The following is a 19640-nucleotide window of genomic DNA, read 5'->3' as shown; positions in this document are numbered from 1 at the left end:
GCCCAAAATTTTACATTTATATTACAAAGCTACAATATATTGTCGAGCAAGTTCTATAAATCAGAAAATTTCATTTTGATTAATTCTTTTTTTACAACACCAAGAAGCTCACGACACTCACCTTCTTCTAGGCCATATAACTTATGTGAAGGCTGAAGATCTTTTGGCTCTTTAAAGTCGTTCTTAAAACTTTGTAATCTATTATTAAGGTTATTTCTTAGAGTTCTCATTTGTTTTGGTGAGTACTCTTTCATTTCTTCTAATAATTCTTGTAGTCTCTTAGACATTTTCTACCTCATACTATTCTTGCAATGCATCCGAATCAGGATTCTCGCACATTACATAAATTCCCAAACTGTGTAAAATTAAAATAAATTGTATTGATCAGATCAAATAAAACTATGACCATTAAGTATTTTCTAATAGACACCGATAGTTTGATATGCCAAACTTATATTTAACAACTCTAACAAAGGGGTAATTTATGATGATTAACAACTGCTACCGTCTACTTTGTGAAATCACGAAACTAGAGAAAAAACTTGAAGAGATTCAAGCAGTGGCCCAGTCCCATGGAGTTGAAATTGATGCCAATGAGATCCTAGAGGATCTAATTAAGGCACAGGCCAGCTAATAGTTAGGCCCAGTCCTTTGGATAGTAATATTCCATCATCTTCTTGTGTTCTGGCTTTGTCGGCTCATAACGATAAGTGAACTTCACTCTCTTTGGAAGTGAAATTAATATTGAATCGGTACGGCCATTAGACTTAAGTCCAAAGTGAGTTCCTCTATCGTGAAGAAGATTAAATTCGACGTAGCGCCCGCGGCGATGTAGTTGGAAGTCCACATCTTCATCATCAAAGGCCTCATTCATTCTCTTCTCAACTAGTGGGAAGTAAGACTTGATAAAACTCGAAGAAATCTCTTTAAACATGGCCAGGTCTTTTACTGGATCACCTGAGAAGAAGTGGTCGTAGAAGAAGCCACCTACTCCACGCATTTCATCTGCACGGTGTTTATTTACAAAGTACTTATCACAACGATTTTTCCAGTCGTCCCAATATCCATATGGTTCACAAGCATCTTTCCAAACCCTGTGAAAGTACTCAAAATCTTCTTCATGTGGAAAGTAAGGAGTTAGGTCGGCGCCACCTCCAAACCAAATCTTTGATCCGGCCTGAATCATGCGAAAATTTGCATGAGTTGTTGGAACTTTTGGATTTGTCGGGTGAATGATAAGAGAAATTCCTGTTGCCCACATCTGGTTATTATCACCACCAATATTGGCCGCAAATTTTGGATCAACTTCTCCAAATACAAGTGATGTATTAACACCAGCGTTCTCAAAGATCTCGCCTTCAAAGGCACGTGTGATCCCGCCACCACCAGGATTTCCGGCGTGATCTTTTCTTTCCCATATATCTTCATTCAAGTTAATTTTAGTATCTATTCTCTTAAGTTCGTCACTAATCTGATTCTGTAAAGTTTTAACATGTTCGGCAAATTCTGATTTGATATTTTCAATATCATAAGACATGGCTAAAATCCTAGTTAGTTATTTTTTAAAAACCCAATATATCAGAAAAGAACTGATATGATAATTATCAGGAGTAGAATAAATGCTTTATTATCACAATCCAAGATGCTCTAAGAGCCGCCAAGGTCTAGAATATTTAGAACAAAAAGGTGTTCAAGAAGGTATTGGCTTTAGAGTTAAGGAATATCTGAAAGATGGCATTGAAGAAAAAGAATTTATCGATCTCGTAAAGTATACGGGACTTGCGCCACTTGAAGGCTTAATTCGTACGAAAGAGGCCCTATTTAAAGATCTAGGTCTTGCAGGAAAAGAATTATCAAATATTGAGTGGGCCAAGATCGTTCACGAAAACCCAAAGCTTCTAGAGCGTCCAATTCTCGTTAATGACGATAAAAAAGCTGCCATTGGTAGGCCAACTGAGAATTTCGACACAATTCTCTAACTAGCCAAAATTACGTATTGTGGCAGTTCTCACTGCCACAAGTTCTTGTCATATCAGAAAGTTACCCCAATTCAAACTCCCTTTGTTTTTAGACATTTACACAAGTTTCAGCTTAAGAAATTACTTTGATCTACGATAAGTATAAATGAGATTGATTTTGTGGGGACTCATTATGAAGGTACTAAGACTAATTATTTTATCTGTAGCAATTTTAGCGAATATTTCGGCCTTGAATGCAAATTCCGAAAAAGGTGTTGCCAAGGTTATGAAAGTAAGAGGAAAAGTCTTTTACTCCCAAACAAAGAAACCATTGGCCAAAGGAGATTGGGTTCCAGAAGGGGCCAAGATCACAACAAAGGCGAGAAGTTTTGTGAAACTTCTCTTTATCGATAAATCAAATCTAACACTCGGTGCAAATTCAGAAGTTGAAGTTGAGCAATTCCCGAAAAAGAAAGCTGGAATCATCAACCTTATTAATGGTCAGCTTCGCTCAAAGGTATCTAAGAACTACCTACAGATTGATAAGAAGAAATCGAAACTCTTCATTAAGACAAAGACTGCGGCCATGGGTGTTCGTGGGACAGACTTCCAAGTAAATTTTAACCCGGCAAATAATAATACGACACTGATTACATTTGAAGGTGCCGTTGCCATGGGTTCTCTTACGAATTTTAAAAAGAGTCGCCTCCTACAAGACAGGCTTGAAAAGGTTGTTTCTTCACCTACTTCGGTTATGGTGCGCCAAGGACAGCTTTCAGGTGTTATGCCAAAGGTTGATTCAAAACCAATGGAGCCAGTTAAAATTAATAAGCAGCAGTTAAAGGCACTTGAAGCAAATGATGGTTCAAAGACATCATCAAATGATGATAAGAATAAATCAGAAAAGAAACAAATGAGTCGAAATATTATCCCTCCAGGAATGGATAGCTCGAAATTTAGTGGCGCTGGAGGACAAGAAATTATGGGGCAAATGGCAAAGGCCGATTCTAGTATTAAAGTACCTACTACAACACAAGCAGCTACAACATTTGCGTCAACAAGAGTACAAGCAAAGGGTACAATGGCCGAAGGAGGCTTTGTTGATACGAATAATGCTCTCTATATTCCACCGCCAAAGAACGCTCCAGTTGACCCAATGACTAATGAAGTAATTGTACCAGTTCAAATGGGAAGTTTTGATAAGGATACTGGTGAGTATAAAAATGACTTCTACGTGGTAAATGAAAATGGAGATATGATTCCAAAAGATCCAATAATCACTGTAAATCGTATACCGGCTTCAGATGGTACTCAACCAGAGCTAGTACCGACTGAACCAATCAACGTCTTCAATCAAGATGGAGAAGAACCACTTGGCGACCCAATGCTTCCACCTATTAGTGATGACGATATAAAGCCACTTGGTGGCCCAGATATCATGGAAACAACAATGGATGATCGTGACCAAATGCTTGATCAAACAAATACGACTTCAACAAATCGAGCACGTGTAAAAGTCATTCTCGATCGTCAGTAAATAACCGAGCTTAATATTCAAATATGGCCACAGCTTTAAAGATCTGTGGCCAAATTCCCCCTATTCAATTGTCCGATTTATCAGTAAAATTATTTATAAATACCTAGATTTTAATAAAAAGTTAAAGGACTGACTTTGAAAAAGATTTTTATCACACTGGCATTCGCTAGTATCACTTCAATAGGACTTGCCCAGAGCATGACTCCTGTTTACCGCGCATTTGAGAGCTCTGACTATGATAAGGTTATTGAGTTACTTAACTCGCCAAATTATAAAAACTTTAAAAGTACGAAATCGCCGGGGGTAAGAGATTATCTTCTTGGTATTTCATACTCTCGTATTCAAGAATATAACAAGGCGATTGATGCCTTTCATTCGGCCATTAAAAAAGGAAACAAGGCCAGCGAGATCCACTACGAATTAGGACAGGCCAACTTTGCAATTAACAACTTAGATGCTGCCATTGACAGTTTTAAGAAGTCAGTAAAATTGAAGTACAAAATCGAGCAGTCAAATTACTATATCGCCTATATTTATCAACTTAAGGAAGAACCGAAGAGTGCGAAGACTTATTTTAGAAAGCTCTTAAAGGACAAAAAGACTTCTAAAGAGATGAAGCAGATCGCCTACTTTCAAATTGCAAATATGAATTTGGAAATTGCAAGAGAAACGAGTCGTACCAGAGAGATTGTTGAAAAGTATATACTGCCTGATTATTACAAGGCCATTGATATTGACCCTAATAGCTCAACTGCAGATGATATCGATAATCGAATAAAAGAAATAAAAAAAGAATTCTTCCTAGAAGAAGATAAACTAATTAATGGCGATCCCTTACCTAGTGAAAGACTAAGCCTAAATGTTGAAGAAAAGATAACATATGATAATAACGTTACCTTATCAGATGACCTTCCTAGTTCAACAGGAACGAATAAGGATTCATTCTTTTCACAAACTCGTCTTAATATTGAAAAAGCCTATAACTTTAAGAGAAGATACACTATTACTCCTTCTCTAGAGCTTAAGAATACAATCTATACAGATCGTGTTGATTCGGAAATCTATTCAAATGATAGTTATAATATCACACCTGAGTTGGATATCGATTTTGCTTATCGCCTTAACAAAAAACCTGCTCGCTTATTTACAAACCTAGTTTATGACTACCAGGCAAAGGATGTAAATGCACAAAAGAGTAAGCAATTTAACTACCGCTCTCAGCAGTTTGAACTTGGTAGTGAAATGCCTTTCCTTGAAATAGGAAACACAACTTTAACTTTTAAGTATCAGACTTATTCGTACTATGTTGATAGCCTAGACCGTAGTTCAATAGTTTTTTCTGCAGATCAAATTTTGAAAAAGACATACGGTATCTTTGTCCTACTCTACCAATTTGATAGTAGTGATTATGCAAACTCTCCTAACTTAAACACAACATCTCACCTATTGCGTGTTGACTATATTGTTCCAGGCCTTTTTCCAAACACAAGTTTCAATGCAGGTCTTTCGACAAATTTTATAAGTTATGAAGACGCAGCAACAGATGCAACACGTGGTCTTGAAATGACGACATCACTCAATGCGAAGCTTACACGAGTTATCAACCGTAACTTTTCATTTGGATTTGAGTATATTTATACAAATAATAGCTCTGATGAAGAGACGAGTAATTATACGGCCCACCAAACGGCCATTGATTTCTCTTATTATTACTAAGAACGACGGATTGCTATGAAAAATATTATTAAATACACAGGACTGTTTTTTATCATTTTATTTTCATGCGCCAGTGTGTTCTTCTCTCTTTATTCGAGAACCTATGACGAAGGTTTTAGAAACCTCACTTCTTATGCTTCATTTTTTGAAAATCGTTTCTATGACTTTAGAATGATGCAAACAATGGATCAAAACACCCCAAATTCAAAACTAATCCTTGCCGATATTGATGATGATTCAATTAAAAGATTAGGTTCATGGCCAATCACTCGCTCCCACTGGGGAACAATGATTAGAAAGCTTCGTGGTTATGGAGCAAAAGTAGTGGCCTTTGACGTTTTCTTTTCAGAGGAGTCCATGACTTGTAATGGGGTCAATCCTGATAATGAATTAATTTCAGCTATTGAATATTTTCAAGAAATACCAAATAACCGAATTATCATGCCATATAACCTCGAAGTATATGGGACAGACCATTACCCTACTTTACCCGAAGATTTATATCTTTTTGCCCTCAACACGAAAGCAGGTGGAGTAAATTACGATATGGAGCCAACGATAATTTCCAATTCAGTCTATCCCCTACAAGGAATCATTGATGCAGAGGCATCACTGGGATTCATTGAGGCCAGTGCTGATAATGATGGAGTTATTAGACACTACAAAGCACTTGCATTTCCATATCGTGAAATTCATGTTCCTTCATATGGGCTATCTTCTTATATGCATTGGATTGGTGAATTTGATGAAAATGAAGAAGGCGAAAATAAGAATATATTTAAAACGGAGCTCGACCTAAGTACTCAAGGAGGTGTTCCAATCCTTAAGACAAAGAAAGGTGATGTTGAACTAAACTTACGAGGAGAAACGAAGGTACGCTGGATTGGTGGAGCTGATGCCTACACTCGAATTCCTATCTATCAGATTATCGAGAAAGATCAAAATGATCCTGAGTTTAAAAAATTATTTGAGGGATCTCTTGTCTTTGTTGGTGCAACGGCCTTTGGAGCTCACGATCTAAGAAATACTCCAATTGATTCGATGTTACCAGGGGTTCTCTTTCACATGAACTTTGTGCAAATGTTAATCGATGGGCACTTCTTTAAAAAGTTTATTGATTCAGCAAAACTATCTTGGGCACTACTTGTTGGTTCTGTAATTTTACTTCTCTTAATACAATTAAAAGAAAACCCAATTTTTGACCTTTTCACACTTGTTCTATTAGTTTCTAGTCTTTACTACACTGATACATACTATTTTATTCCACAGGGTTTTGAGACAAAGCTATTTTGGTGTTTCTTTGCCTTAGTCCTTTGCTACTCATGGAATACAATCGTAAACTTCTATATGGCAAATCAAGACAAGGCCTTCCTAAAGAATGCTTTTGGTAGTTACATCTCTCCTGAGCTTATTGATGAAATGTATGAAGCAGGATCTGCACCAACTCTAGGTGGGACTTCAGGGATTAGAACCGCATATTTTACAGATATCCAAGGATTCTCAAGCTTTTCAGAAAAGCTTTCAGCAACTCAACTTGTTGAACTTCTAAATGAATATCTAACAGCGATGACAGATATTCTCTTAGAAGAAAAAGGGACTCTCGATAAGTACGAGGGTGATGCTATCATCGCCTTCTTTGGTGCACCAATGGAGCTTCCAGACCATGCCAAACGTGCTTGTATGGTTGCTCATAAGATGCAGGAATCTCTTTTAAAGCTTCGTAAGAAATGGGTTTCTGAAGGAGATAAATGGCCTACGATTGTTCATGACATGAGAATGAGAATTGGAATCAATTCGGGAGACATCGTAACGGGGAATATGGGTTCTGCATCTCGTATGAATTACACTATGATGGGTGACTCTGTAAACCTTGCAGCTCGTCTCGAAGAGTCGGCCAAACAATATGGGATCTTTACACAAGTTGCAAAAGAGACAGTTGAGCTTGCAGGAGATGAATTCTTATGGCGTGAGCTTGATACAATTCGTGTTGTTGGAAAATCAATTCCTGTAACAAGTTATGACCTATTAGGACTAAAGGCAACAGCTCCAGATTACTTAAAAGAACTCTCAGATAAGTTTTCGAAGGCCATTCTCTTATACAAGAATCAAAAATGGGATGAGGCCATCGAATTATTCAAAGTAACACTTGAGCTTGAGTATATGCGTTTTCCTGATTTAAAAGGTGTAAAAACAAACCCTTCTGAAATTTATATTAAACGCTGTGAAGACTACAAGATCGTTCCACCGCCACCAGAATGGGATGGTGTTTATACATTAACAAGTAAGTAAAAATAAAAAGGCCCGCATAAAGCAGGCCTTTCATCTATAAATTTAAGAAAATTTAGTAGTTAAGAACTTTAAGAGCAGCTTCGACAACACGCTCAGTGTTTGGAAGAACAGCTTTTTCAAGGATTCTGTTGAAACCAACAGGAGTGAATGTTGAACCAACACGTTGAACAGGAGCATCAAGAAGCTCAAATCCTTTATCGTTGATCATGGCAGCTACTTCACCACCAAATCCACCAAATACCTTATCTTCGTGAACAACTAGTGCTCTATTTGTCTTCTTGATTGAAGCAAGAACACCTTCTTCATCTAGTGGAGCAATTGATCTTAAGTCAACAACCTCTACACTATAACCTTGAGCTGCAAGCTTTTCAGCTGCTTCAAGTGAGTGGTGAACAGTATTTCCGTAAGTAATAATTGAAAGATCAGTCCCTTCACGTCTTACACGACACTTACCAAATGGAACTTCAAAGTCCTCTGGTACAACAGTCATTGCTTGTTTAGCGTTATATAGAGATTTTGGCTCTAAGTATAGAGTTGGCCCTTCACTTCTCATTGCCGTTCTTAGAAGACCAGCAGCATCGTCAGCGAAAGCTGGGCATACAATACGTACACCAGGGATACCAGCAAGGTTACCTTCAAGGTTTTGAGAGTGGTAAAGACCTCCACCAATATATCCACCAGAAGCAAGTCTGATTAGGATATTTGGAGCGAATGCACCATTTGATCTCCAGTAATCGTGAGAACACTCTACGTATTGCTCCATTGCTGGCCAGAAGTAATCAGCGAATTCTGCACCTTCAACAACAACTCTGATGTCTTTGTTGAAACGTGAGAAACCATTTGCCGTACCAAGGATATAGTCTTCAGCGATTGGACCGTTAAATACACGATCTTTTCCGAATTCTTGTTGCATACCTTTAGAAACGTTAAAGATACCACCCTTGTCTTTATTGGCCATATCTTGTCCCCAAATGAAAGTATTTGGGTTATGTCTGAATTCTTTCTTAAGTTGTCCATTGATTGCATCGATGAATTTCATCTCTTCACCAGACTCGTTGTGAGTCCCATCAACATACTTCTCTGGCTTATGTGGCTCAGGAAGTACGAAGTCAAAGATAGACTCTGGAGTTGGGTTTGGTGCTTTCATCGCTTTCTTGTGCGCTTCTAGAAGCTCAGCTTTTGCAACAGCATCCATTTCATCAAGCTCTGCTTCAGTGAAGATCTTGTTCTTAACAAGTTCTTTTCTAAACGCTACTAATGGGTCTTGTGCTGCCGCCTCTGCTCTTTCTTCTTCTGAACGATAAAGCTCATGCTTATCAGAGTTAGAGTGAGAGTGAATACGTACACAACGAGCGTGAACGATTACTGGCTCTTGTTGAGTTGCTGCAATCTCTCTAGCTGTTGCCATAGCATTCATTGAATCAAAGATATCTTTTCCATCACAGTGAATGATGTGAAGGTTTAGGAAACCTGTGAAGTTATCAGCAACATACTCGTTAGCTGTTTGATCACATTTAGGAACAGAAATACCGTAACCATTATCTTGGAATACGAATACAACTGGAAGCTTCTCACGAGAAGCACCGTTAATTGCTTCATAACAGTAACCTTCAGAAACTGAAGACTCACCCTGTGAAGAGTAAACAACACCATCGTGCTTATAACGATTAAACGCTCTTGCAGTCCCTACAGCATGTAGCGTGTGGTTACCAGTACAAGAAGATACGTTATGAATATTCCACTCTGGCTTTGCAAAGTGGTTAGACATGTGACGTCCCCCAGAAGCAAGGTCTGTTGCTTTAGAGATACCATTAAGAAGGATCTCTTCTGCAGAAAGTCCCGCTGAGAATGCCGTTAACATATCACGGTAGTATGGGAATAAGTGGTCTTTTCCAAGTTCGAAAGTTTGACCGATTGCTAGTTGGATACCATCGTGTCCAGCGTATGGAGCGTGGTAAGACCAACCAATAGCTTGCTTAAGGTAGTTTGGCGCACGATCATCTAACATACGTCCAAGAGTCAGTAGTTCATACCACTGCTTAAGTGTTGCTTTATCTGTGTTTTTCCAAGTGTACTTTTTCTTAGGCTTAAGAACAGTTGCCATTATCAACCTCGTATTTTCATCTAGTTATAAATCTTAAGTGAATCGGAATTTAACCATAATTTAACGGAATTGGAAAGAAATAGTGGCGCTGTTGTCACTAAAGACAATACTTTTTATGACCAACTGCACAAGCGTATTCTTGGTATTGTTTTGAAAGATCAGGGGATTCAGTTTTTATCAACTCTCCAAGCTTTCCACAGGCCAGCATATCACCCCCTCGTCCTTGCCTACAGGCCCTATTTAATAGGCTTTTATACTCATCTTGAGACAATAATTTTTTCTTGATCTGACTTAACTCATAGCAAGATGAAGCATCTTCTAGAGCACAAAGTCTCTCCAAATATTTCAGCTCTAGCTGTTTTTTATTGTCTATGTTGGCAAGCTTTCTACCGTCAAGGCATGCTTGAAGTTGACGTCCACGAGGAAAATCGTCACGAAAACATAGGGTATGAGCATCGCCTCTTATCTTATCTTATCTTGTTCAACTTGAGCGACTCTATTTTGTAGAAGCAGCATAATTGGATCAAGAAAGACGGCCACAACTCCAACAAGAATTGTTAGAAATAGCCAACCTGGTATAGCGTCAATGAATAGACTAAGCTTCTTCACACTTTAAATTTACGAATTCAAACTTAGTGACATCAACTAGGCCCATATCTGTAATTTTAAGAGTAGGAATTACGGGAAGAGCTAGAAATGCCATTTGAATAAAAGGTTCACTTACGGCCACTTCAATTTCTTTACAAGCAGCTTTTAACTGAATTATCCCCTCATTGATTGTTTCAGCAGACTCTAAGCTTAGAAGTCCTGCTATAGGCAGAGATAAGGATGCTGTCACTCTCCCCTTGTCCACAACACAAAAGCCACCAGCATTTTCAATGATCTCATTTGCAGCAGTTGCAATATCTTGAGGTGTTTTTCCAATGACTACAATATTGTGTGAATCGTGTGCAACACTTGAAGCGATTGCTCCTCGGGTAAGGCCCATTCCCTTAACAAGTCCTAAACTTGGTTTGCGATTTTGACCGTATCTTTCGATAACAGTGATATATGAAATATCGTCTTGTTCAAAATCTTCACCATTAAATTTTACTTTGAGATGATTTGTGATGATTTCATCTTTTACGATTTCCATCACATTATATGTCCCAGCGCTCAGATCATAATTAAAATCAGTTGGCGCTAAGAAGTTTCTTTTGATTGTATTTTCTTTTGGTGGCCGAGACTTATCTAACTTTTCAGAAACCTGTGAAGGTAAGTCTAATTCACTAACAAGCTTTCCTTTTTTGAAAACTTCTTTCACATCAACATCTTCAAGTTTACCAACAAGTACGATATCAGCTTGCTTGCCAGGAGCGATTAGTCCCAGCTTCTTTAGCCCAAAGTGCTTTGCGGCCGAGAAGCTAGATAGCCTATAAGCGATATGAGCAGGTGTTCCTAACTCATTGATCATTTTTCTAATCATGTAATTGATATGACCCTCATTGAATATTTCATATGGGTTTCTGTCATCCGTACAAAGCAGGCACTGACAAGAGTTAAATTCATTAACAACTGGAGCAAGGGTCTTTAAGTTCTTAGCAACTGAACCTTCACGAATGATAAGTCCCATTCCCTTTTGAAGTTTTTCCTTTGCTTCATCCGCAAAGATTGTTTCATGACAATTTTGGATTCCTGCTGCGATATAGGCATTCAGTTGTTTTCCACGTAGCATTGGTGAGTGGCCATCAAGATTAAGCTCCGCAAATTCTTCAACTTTTTCAAGAACACCTTCCACACCATTAATAACGCCTGGGAAATTCATCATTTCAGCAAGCCCTAAAACACGCGGGTGTTCTTTATATTTTTTCATATCGATAATATCGAATTGACCGCCATTTGTTTCAAAGCCAGGAAGGGCTGGAATACAAGAGCTCACCTGAACAAAGAGGTTTTGATCCATAAGCTCACTACATCTTAGAAACCATGAGAATCCACGATCACCCATTACATTTGTAATTTCGTGTGGGTCACAAATTGCTGTCGTTGTACCAAGAGGTAGAGTTAATCTTTCAAACTCAAATGGATGCATCATTGAAGATTCAACATGTAGGTGGCCATCAATAAAGCCCGGTACAGCAGTCGCTCCCTGAGCATCGTAAGTACGCTTGGCCGGTTGGTCGTCGTATTCCTTACCTATGCCGGCAATTGTTTTACCAGAAATCGCTATTGAGCTATCAACCACTTCCCCATTCACAAGATCAAGGATCTTTACATTCTTAATAAGTAAATCAATTTCACCGTCACCGCGAGCAGTCTTTAAAACTTCCCTTAATTCTTCTGGTGATAATTTTTGTGTTTCCTTATTTGCAAGTGACATCTTTGACCTCTATAATGTTGTGGAATCTTAAGTCTACTATAACTAAAAGGAGCACTGGATGCCAATAGCTACTTATGAACAATACTGCGATATGTTAGATAGCGCTAAAAAAGGTGGGTATGCCTACCCTGCAATCAATGTAACATCAACATCAACTGCAAATGCGGCCATTAAGGCCTTTGCTGATATGAAGTCAGATGGGATTATCCAAGTTTCAACAGGTGGTGGTTCATTTGCTTCAGGACAAGCACTAAAAGATGAAGTTCTTGGTGCCATCTCACTTGCTCAACACGTTCATCTTGTTGCTGCAAAATATGATGTCCTAATTGCTCTGCACACTGATCACTGTCACCCTGAAAAAGTTGATAGCTTCTTAATTCCACTAATTGAAGAAACAGAAAAAAGAAGAGCTGCAGGTCAGCCGAACCTATTCCATTCTCACATGTTTGATGGTTCAGTTCTCCCAACGAAAGAAAATATTGAAATGAGTAAGAAACTTTTAGAGAGATGTGCTAAGAGTGAAATCATTCTTGAAATTGAAACAGGTGTTGTTGGTGGTGAAGAAGATGGTGTTAATAACGAAGATGCACCAGCTGACAAACTTTATACAACTCCAGAAGAAATGGTTGAAGTAACAAAAGCACTTCGTCCACTTGGAAAATTCATGTATGCTGCAACTTTTGGAAATGTACATGGAGTCTACAAACCAGGTAACGTAAAGTTACGTCCACAAGTTCTTAAGGATGGTCAAGCCGCTGTTACAGCAGAGCTTGGTGCAGATGCTGAAAACTGGTTAGTCTTCCACGGTGGTTCAGGAAGTGAGCTTTCAGAAATTCATGAAACACTTAACTACGGTGTTATCAAAATGAATATCGATACTGATACTCAGTATGCTTATTCTCGCCCAGTTGTTGATCATATGTTTAAGCACTACGATGAAATGCTTAAGATCGAGGGAGAGGTTGGAAATAAGAAGCAATACGATCCAAGAGCATGGATGAAGAAAGCTGAGAACGCAATGACTGAACGTATTGCACAAGCTTGTCGCGATCTTAAATCAGATGGGAAATCGATCAATCTTTAACTAAAGACTTCTAAAGAGTGGGTATCACAAAATTCGTGGTGCCTACTCATATTTCATAAATAAATTCTTCACAATTCATCCATATACTTAAACTATGAAAGTATTAATTAGTGGTGGTTCAGGCTTTATTGGAACAAATTTAACACAATCTTTGCTTGAACACGGCCACGAGGAAGTGCGCATTCTCACTCGCGATACTTCTAACAAGCAAGGCAACGAGCAAGTTAAGTACTTCAGGTGGGATGTGGAAAATGGCGAATTGGATATGGCCGCTCTAATGGGCGTGGATGCTATTATTAACCTCGCGGGAGAAAATATCTCAGACGCTCGCTGGAGCGAAGAGAAAAAAGATAAAATCTATAATTCACGCATTAATGCAACTAACTTACTTCACGATAAATTAAAAGAACTTAGAACAAGAGGACTTCCTCTTCCAAAGAAATTTGTCAGTACTTCTGCAATTGGTATTTACGGTGATCGCTCTGATGAAGAGCTTACATGTGACAGTAGTATTAGTGGCGACTTTTTGGCCGAGGTATGTCAGCACTGGGAATCAAGTGCTCTTAGAATTCAGAACTTAGAAATTGATGTAAAAATTCTTCGTGTAGGAATCGTTCTCTCAAGTGAAGGAGGTGCACTCGCAAAAATGTTACCGGCCTTTAACCTTGGACTTGCAGGACGTATTGGTACAGGTCACCAGTACATGAGTTGGATTCACATAAGAGATCTATGTGATCTCTACCGCTTTCTCATTGAACATGATACCGAAAAACAAGTCATCAATGGTGTCGCACCAAATCCAATAGAAAATATTGATTTCACGCAAACACTGGGTAGAGTCCTACACCGCCCTACTTTTATTCCACTACCTGAGTTTGCAGCAAAAACAATTTTTGGTGAGATGTCTCAAATCATGCTAGCAAGTCAAAAGGTCTCTTGTGAAGAAACTAAGGCATGTGGCTTTGAGTACTCATTTAATTTTCTTGAGGCGGCCCTTAGAGACACTTTAAAAAACCATAGCGAATAAATTTCATCCTCTACTATCTTTCTATTTCAAAAAGAGTGATAATCTCTTCATGGAAGATTTCACATTAGTTCAAGCTGTCACTATATTCACCCTCATTACATTTGCAGGTTTTATCGACTCCATGGCCGGAGGAGGTGGACTAATTACGATCCCGACATATATTGCAACAGGAGTTCCTGCTCATCTACTACTTGGAACAAATAAGTGTGTTTCTTGCATTTCTAAGTCACTTTCGATCATTCGCTATGTAAAGCGAGGTAAAATCGATTTTAAATTTATACTGCCACCAACGATAGCAACATTTAGCGCTTCATTGATTGGTGCTCAACTTAGTACCATTCTTGAATCAAAGCATATGGTCTATATTCTTATTCTCATCATACCAATCATCTTCTTTATGAATCACCTAAAGAAGAAAAGAGAGCTAATGGACCATACTCCACTTGAAAAAATGCAGATTCTTTTTCGCTCTGTTCTTATTGGACTTGTTATTGGTGGATATGATGGCTTCTTCGGCCCAGGAACGGGAACATTTCTAATTATCTCAATGATGTTCTTTCTTCATTTTGATATTCTTGATGCCTCACCTCATGCGGCCTTTATGAATTATGTCAGTAATATTGCTGCCTTTATTACTTTCCTAATAAAGGGTGCAATTATGTGGAAGATTGTTGCGATAGCACTACCTGCGGGGCTTCTTGGAAATTATCTTGGCTCAAGTCAGGTTATCAATGGAAATAAGGCCACAGTCACAACAGCATTTAATGTTGTTCTTGTGGGCCTTTTATTTAAGTCTATTTACGATATTAGTACGATGTAGGACAAGAAACTTTCTTAAGCTTGAAAGTAAAAGCGCGATTAATACGTCGAGCGTATGACTTTAGCTCTACACTTCCCTCAAAATATGGCCCAACTTTTTCAATAGAAAGTTTTAGACGGTGATCAACTTTCTCATACATCTCTTTTTGAGAGCGATACATATAAATATCTTCATCGACTTCATAGCTTAGAGAATTCTCATCCCACTTATACTCACCTAGGTCTTGAAAAAGAATGATTGGAGAATATGAGTAGTAAACATCATCTCTTACACCAGTAAAGAAGTTGAAAACATTTATTGGCTCGATGCGATTGGTATCAACATTCTTATAAGTTCGAGAAAAACTATAGTCTTCATATGTTGAAAGATTTCTCTCGTAATCCGGTCCATGAGGAACGGACTGCTGATTATGTTCAATTGTTTCAAAACACCCGTAAAGATCCTGTGGTGTAATGGCAAATAGATTTGCAGTGATAAGTAAACTTAGTATGTACTTCATGAGAAAATCCTTTTCATTTTTCTAACTTACTCACCATTTTATGTGACAATTAAATTATGATCAAATAAGCAAAACTTACACTAACAAAATTAAGAATTAATTATAAACATAAGACTACTCTTCTCTACTAAAATACAACTATGCTTAAGTTGACAATTCTTTCTCTATTAGTGATTGCCTTCTCCTCTTGTAACCAGAAGACGCTGGCTCCTGATTTCCTCACGGCACAGTCGACAAATACACCACCTAGTACTGAAGATCCACCAGATCCACCAGATCCGCCACCACCACCGCCAACTCCAAGTATTCCGCCAGAGATCATTTTGACATCTTCAATCAATTATAAACCAAATATCATTACTGGAGAGAGCTATCTTGTGAATGAGCAGGCCACTTATACGATTCCCTCAATCCTCACGGCATCAGTTGGAAATGCCGGACAAGGTTGGCTACTACTAGATATCGATAATATTCGCTACTGTTATATGGGGGCTTCAGAGAAGAAGAATAAAATATCATTAACTTATAACTTAGTTCACTCAACGACAGATCTTATAAACTCTTGTAGCTCAAGTCTTGATACAAATCTGGCGCCGAATTTGGCCATAGAAATTTTTAATGGCGATAATCTAACATTTAAACTTGAGGATGGAATTTGTGGCAATAAGTGTCTCGATACAGAAGTTACGATTATTTTGAATCCTATTTTATAAGGCATTAAACAACAGATAAGCACAATCAAGAAAAGACATACTCAATCTCGCGTATTCGTTTAGATACAAGAAGAAGCTTATACCCGTTCATCCCACGGTATATGATTGTTTAGCCTAGTGCTTTATTATGAAGTCTTCTTTTGGAAAACGAAATTGCGGGCCATACACGCCCTTACTTGATCTCTTTCCAACTCCAAGAATCATTGTAACGTGATCCTTACAACCAAGCCCTAGAAGCTTCTTAACTCTTTTAGCATCAAAGCCTTCCATTGGAAGAGTATCATAACCCTGAGCACGAATAGAGAGCATAATATTTTCACAGGCAAGGGCCGTTGTCTTATGGGCCCAAGTTTTAAGTTGTGATGGAAACATTGGTTCACGGAAGATGACTTGAAAAAGGCCGATTGTATTATAGAAGGCCCACTTAAGAGGAGAAAGAATTCCAAACGGCCCCATATAACCATAGGCCATTGGCGCGATTTTTCCATAATATGCTTTTACGGCCTTTGGAACTTCGATACCGTCTTTCTTCGAAGCGGCTTTAAGTGAAGTAAGCATGCGCTCACAATTCCTCTTCCATGTTCCAGTCTTTGCCACACAAACAATTAAGTGCTTTGCTGTCTTTGCACCATTTTGGCCAAAGCACATTTTAGCAAGAGCACTTCTCTTATCGTCAGACTTTACCCAATGAAATTCCCAAGGCTGAAGATTTGAAGAATTAGGTGCTAAAAGCCCATGTTCGATTGCTTTTTGGACAACTTCATCAGGTACTTCTTCGTCTCCAAAGACACGAACAGAACGACGTGAAGTGACAACTTTTTCGAACTCCTTAAAATCAATTTCCGGAGCAACTTCCGTATAATTTAATTCAAGTTCTTCTGTAAAAATATTATCACTCACGCCTATCTCCGTATTTTATGAGTTTAATGTTTTAGAAAGTTTTTCAAAAACGTTCTTAGAAGTCTTCTCGTCATTAACGATTGCTTCTAGTTCGACACGAGCAATTTCTTTTAAGTCTGCTGGCATCTTGCGGTAGTCATTAAATGCCCCAGCAAGCCTCGACCCTGACTGAGGATTAATTGCATCAACCTTTCTAATCATTTCAGCAATAAACTTAAGCCCACGCCCACTTTCGTGATTAAATTGGACTTTATTGCGTGCAAAAGTTCCAATTAGTGAAGACACAAGATTAGGAACATTCATATCAAAGACTTCATCTTTCATGAGTTCTTGTACACGATCAAAAGTAGAATCATCACATGAGCTTGCTTGTACACTTAGCCACTTTTGCATAACAAGAGTTTGATCCTTAAAACGTGCATAGAATTCTTTTAGTGATTCATCTGCACCAGGAAGCTTTTCGTGAACGATTACTGAAAGTGAGTTCATCATATCTGTCATATTTGTCGCAGACTCAAAGCACTTACGAGCAAGTTCTTGATGGCCATCAATTTTTGCAAGACAACTAAGAGTAAACCCTCTAAGTCTTCTCTCTCCCATTGCCTTTGCATCAACTTTAAAATCTCTTTCAGTGCTTAGATCATTATAAATAGCAACAAGCTCTTGTTCAAAAGTACTTGCAAGAAGCTTATATAACTTCTCTTTTACTTCATCAATTGCACGATAATTTGGAATATCAATAGTTGAAGCAACATCTGTCATCGATGGAAGTCCAAGACATACGGCCTTAAATTCTTCATCAATATTTTGATCCTTAAGGATAGCTCCCCAAGCCTGAACAAATTTATCGTCAATTTGGAAATTCTCATCTTTAAGAAGAGCGTGGATATTTTTAAGTGCTAGAGCTTGACCGGCTTCGTAGCGATTAAAGTCATCATTATCATTTGCCATTAAGAAAATAAAGTCATTGTCAGTTAGGTCTGAACGTAGAACAACTGGTGCACTAAAGTTTCTATTTAATGAGGCAACAGGTCTCTCCATAATATTTTCAAATACAAATACTTCAGTATCTGCTTTGATATGTAAAAGTCCTCTACCAAGATCAGCTTGATCGTCTCTATTTTTTAGAGCAAGCTTCATATCAACACCTTTGCTATCAAGAAGTCCGATAACAAATGGTATATGGAATGGCTCTTTTGTTGGCTGTCCAGGAGTAGCAGGAGTCGATTGATTTACTGTTAAAGTAAACTCTTTAGCTTCTTCGTCATAGTTAGTTGTTACATCAAGAACAGGAGTTCCTGCTTGATCGTACCATCTTCTAAATTGTGAGAAGTCATAATTGTCGTTTGCAACACTCATAGCATTTGTGAAGTCTGCAGTTGTCACGGCCTGACCATCATATAGCTCAAAGTACTTATCCATACCACGTTGAAAACCTTCTTCTCCAAGTAGTGTATGGTACATACGAATGACTTCAGAACCTTTTTCATAAATTGTCATTGTATAGAAGTTATTCATTTCAATATATGACTTTGGTTGAATTGGGTGTGATTGAGGCCCTGCATCTTCTGGGAACTGAGCGGCCCTAAGATTAATAACATCGTTAATACGACATACAGATCTTGAGTTTAGATCCGCAGAAAACTCTTGATCTCTAAATACCGTAAGACCTTCTTTTAGAGTTAATTGGAACCAGTCACGACAAGTAACACGATTTCCTGTCCAGTTGTGGAAGTATTCGTGCCCGACAACAGATTCGATGCCAAAGAAGTTATGATCTTCTGCCGTCTCTTTCGAAGCAAGAACGTAAGCAGAGTTAAAGATATTCAAACCTTTATTCTCCATTGCCCCCATATTGAATGAATCAACAGCAACGATCATGTAGATATCAAGATCATACTCAAGTCTAAATCTGTCTTCATCCCACTTCATTGACTTCTTAAGAGACTCCATTGCGTGGTGAGACTTATCTTCATTTCCTTTATCAACAAATACCTGAAGCTTAACATCGCGTCCTGACTTCGTTGTAAATGTATCTTCAATTAGAGCAAGGTCACCCGCTACTAAAGCGTAAAGATAAGCAGGTTTTGCAAATGGGTCATTCCAAATTGCAAAATGCTTTCCATCATCAAGCTCACCTTTTTCGATTAGATTTCCGTTTGAAAGAAGGAATGGATATTCTTTCTTATCGGCAACGATCTTAGTCGTGAAGATACTCAAATTATCTGGACGATCGATAAAGTAAGTAATTCTTCTAAATCCTTCTGGCTCATTTTGCGTACAAAACATTCCACCAGATTTATATAAACCATCAAGGGCAGTGTTGGCCTTAGGGTTAATTTCATTGTGAATCTCAAGAGTAAACTTTTCAGTTGGAAGTGCACTAAGAGTTAAGATCTCTTTTTCTTCATTGAAGTTTTTAAATTCTTCACCGTTAACTTTTACTGATTTAAGAACTAATTCTTCACCATTAAGTTCAAGAGTTTGACCATTTACTGGTACAACTTCCATCTTTGAATAAACTTGAGTTTTTGTATCGTCTAAGTGGAATTCTAATTCCACAGTCTCGATTTTGTGAGTTGGCGCTTTATAGTCCGCCAAATACTTGACCACAGGAGTTTCGCTTTTCATATA

The 19640-nt window shown here is 38.2% G+C and carries 18 protein-coding genes; 9 read left to right on the top strand and 9 right to left on the bottom strand.

Annotation, left to right across the window (positions count from 1 at the left end; translation table 11 throughout):
* Positions 1 to 53: 53 nt before the first annotated feature.
* Entirely contained in the window at positions 54 to 287 is a 234-nt protein-coding gene (locus tag ABMA76_RS05105; RefSeq protein ID WP_392912571.1) for a hypothetical protein, read from the bottom strand.
* A gap of 197 nt (positions 288 to 484) precedes the next feature.
* Between ABMA76_RS05105 and ABMA76_RS05100 the strand changes: the two genes are divergently transcribed.
* Positions 485 to 634, top strand: a complete 150-nt coding sequence (locus ABMA76_RS05100) for a hypothetical protein (protein WP_158246941.1) — start codon at positions 485 to 487, stop codon at positions 632 to 634.
* 3 nt (positions 635 to 637) lie between these two features.
* Here the strand turns inward: ABMA76_RS05100 and hemF are convergent, their stop codons facing one another.
* A complete protein-coding gene (gene hemF, locus ABMA76_RS05095; protein WP_392912569.1) occupies positions 638 to 1537 on the bottom strand; it encodes an oxygen-dependent coproporphyrinogen oxidase in 900 nt (299 codons plus the stop codon).
* Positions 1538 to 1619: 82 nt separating this feature from the next.
* Between hemF and ABMA76_RS05090 the strand changes: the two genes are divergently transcribed.
* From ABMA76_RS05090 to ABMA76_RS05075, 4 genes are all read left to right on the top strand, one after another.
* Complete coding sequence (locus tag ABMA76_RS05090; RefSeq protein ID WP_392912566.1) at positions 1620 to 1979, top strand: ArsC/Spx/MgsR family protein; 360 nt, start codon at positions 1620 to 1622, stop codon at positions 1977 to 1979.
* Between the two features lie 172 nt (positions 1980 to 2151).
* Positions 2152 to 3495: a FecR domain-containing protein gene (locus tag ABMA76_RS05085; protein ID WP_392912564.1), complete on the top strand. Its 1344-nt coding sequence runs from the start codon at positions 2152 to 2154 to the stop codon at positions 3493 to 3495.
* 135 nt (positions 3496 to 3630) lie between these two features.
* Positions 3631 to 5211: a hypothetical protein gene (locus ABMA76_RS05080; RefSeq protein WP_393061033.1), complete on the top strand. Its 1581-nt coding sequence runs from the start codon at positions 3631 to 3633 to the stop codon at positions 5209 to 5211.
* A gap of 15 nt (positions 5212 to 5226) precedes the next feature.
* Positions 5227 to 7500: a CHASE2 domain-containing protein gene (locus tag ABMA76_RS05075; protein ID WP_393061031.1), complete on the top strand. Its 2274-nt coding sequence runs from the start codon at positions 5227 to 5229 to the stop codon at positions 7498 to 7500.
* A gap of 52 nt (positions 7501 to 7552) precedes the next feature.
* On the opposite strand, the gene ABMA76_RS05070 is transcribed toward ABMA76_RS05075, so the two are convergent.
* From ABMA76_RS05070 to adeD, 4 genes are all read right to left on the bottom strand, one after another.
* Entirely contained in the window at positions 7553 to 9604 is a 2052-nt protein-coding gene (locus ABMA76_RS05070) for a thiamine pyrophosphate-dependent enzyme (protein WP_392912557.1), read from the bottom strand.
* Between the two features lie 97 nt (positions 9605 to 9701).
* Positions 9702 to 9944, bottom strand: coding sequence for a hypothetical protein (locus tag ABMA76_RS05065; protein ID WP_393061029.1), 243 nt, complete (start codon positions 9942 to 9944; stop codon positions 9702 to 9704).
* A 122-nt stretch (positions 9945 to 10066) separates the two neighbouring features.
* Positions 10067 to 10213: a hypothetical protein gene (locus tag ABMA76_RS05060; protein ID WP_392912555.1), complete on the bottom strand. Its 147-nt coding sequence runs from the start codon at positions 10211 to 10213 to the stop codon at positions 10067 to 10069.
* Positions 10200 to 11963: an adenine deaminase gene (adeD, locus tag ABMA76_RS05055; RefSeq protein ID WP_392912553.1), complete on the bottom strand. Its 1764-nt coding sequence runs from the start codon at positions 11961 to 11963 to the stop codon at positions 10200 to 10202. The genes ABMA76_RS05060 and adeD overlap by 14 nt, the downstream gene beginning before the upstream one ends.
* Before the next feature lie 58 nt (positions 11964 to 12021).
* Here adeD and fbaA point away from each other — a divergent pair, with 58 nt between their 5' ends.
* The 3 genes from fbaA to ABMA76_RS05040 all read left to right on the top strand — a co-directional run bounded on the left by fbaA (position 12022) and on the right by ABMA76_RS05040 (position 14894).
* A complete protein-coding gene (fbaA, locus tag ABMA76_RS05050) occupies positions 12022 to 13047 on the top strand; it encodes a class II fructose-bisphosphate aldolase (RefSeq protein WP_393061027.1) in 1026 nt (341 codons plus the stop codon).
* A gap of 94 nt (positions 13048 to 13141) precedes the next feature.
* A complete protein-coding gene (locus ABMA76_RS05045) occupies positions 13142 to 14074 on the top strand; it encodes a TIGR01777 family oxidoreductase (protein ID WP_393061025.1) in 933 nt (310 codons plus the stop codon).
* 49 nt (positions 14075 to 14123) lie between these two features.
* Positions 14124 to 14894 (top strand): sulfite exporter TauE/SafE family protein, encoded by a 771-nt coding sequence (locus ABMA76_RS05040; protein ID WP_392912547.1) that lies wholly within the window; start codon positions 14124 to 14126, stop codon positions 14892 to 14894.
* Here the strand turns inward: ABMA76_RS05040 and ABMA76_RS05035 are convergent.
* Positions 14881 to 15393 carry a hypothetical protein gene (locus ABMA76_RS05035; protein WP_392912545.1) on the bottom strand — a complete coding sequence of 171 codons (513 nt, stop codon included), beginning with the start codon at positions 15391 to 15393 and terminating at the stop codon, positions 14881 to 14883. The genes ABMA76_RS05040 and ABMA76_RS05035 overlap by 14 nt on opposite strands.
* A gap of 140 nt (positions 15394 to 15533) precedes the next feature.
* Here ABMA76_RS05035 and ABMA76_RS05030 point away from each other — a divergent pair, with 140 nt between their 5' ends.
* Positions 15534 to 16106, top strand: coding sequence for a hypothetical protein (locus ABMA76_RS05030; RefSeq protein ID WP_393061023.1), 573 nt, complete (start codon positions 15534 to 15536; stop codon positions 16104 to 16106).
* Positions 16107 to 16220: 114 nt separating this feature from the next.
* Here ABMA76_RS05030 and ABMA76_RS05025 read toward each other — a convergent pair whose 3' ends face one another.
* Positions 16221 to 17006: a nitroreductase family protein gene (locus ABMA76_RS05025; RefSeq protein WP_393061021.1), complete on the bottom strand. Its 786-nt coding sequence runs from the start codon at positions 17004 to 17006 to the stop codon at positions 16221 to 16223.
* A 15-nt stretch (positions 17007 to 17021) separates the two neighbouring features.
* On the bottom strand, positions 17022 to 19637 hold the full coding sequence (gene pepN / locus ABMA76_RS05020) for an aminopeptidase N (RefSeq protein WP_392912539.1): 2616 nt from the start codon (positions 19635 to 19637) through the stop codon (positions 17022 to 17024).
* Positions 19638 to 19640: the final 3 nt, after the last annotated feature.

Source organism: Halobacteriovorax sp. ZH5_bin.2 (assembly GCF_043196375.1).
GTDB lineage: Bacteria > Bdellovibrionota > Bacteriovoracia > Bacteriovoracales > Bacteriovoracaceae > Halobacteriovorax_A.
This window is presented reverse-complemented; position numbering and strand designations above follow the sequence as displayed.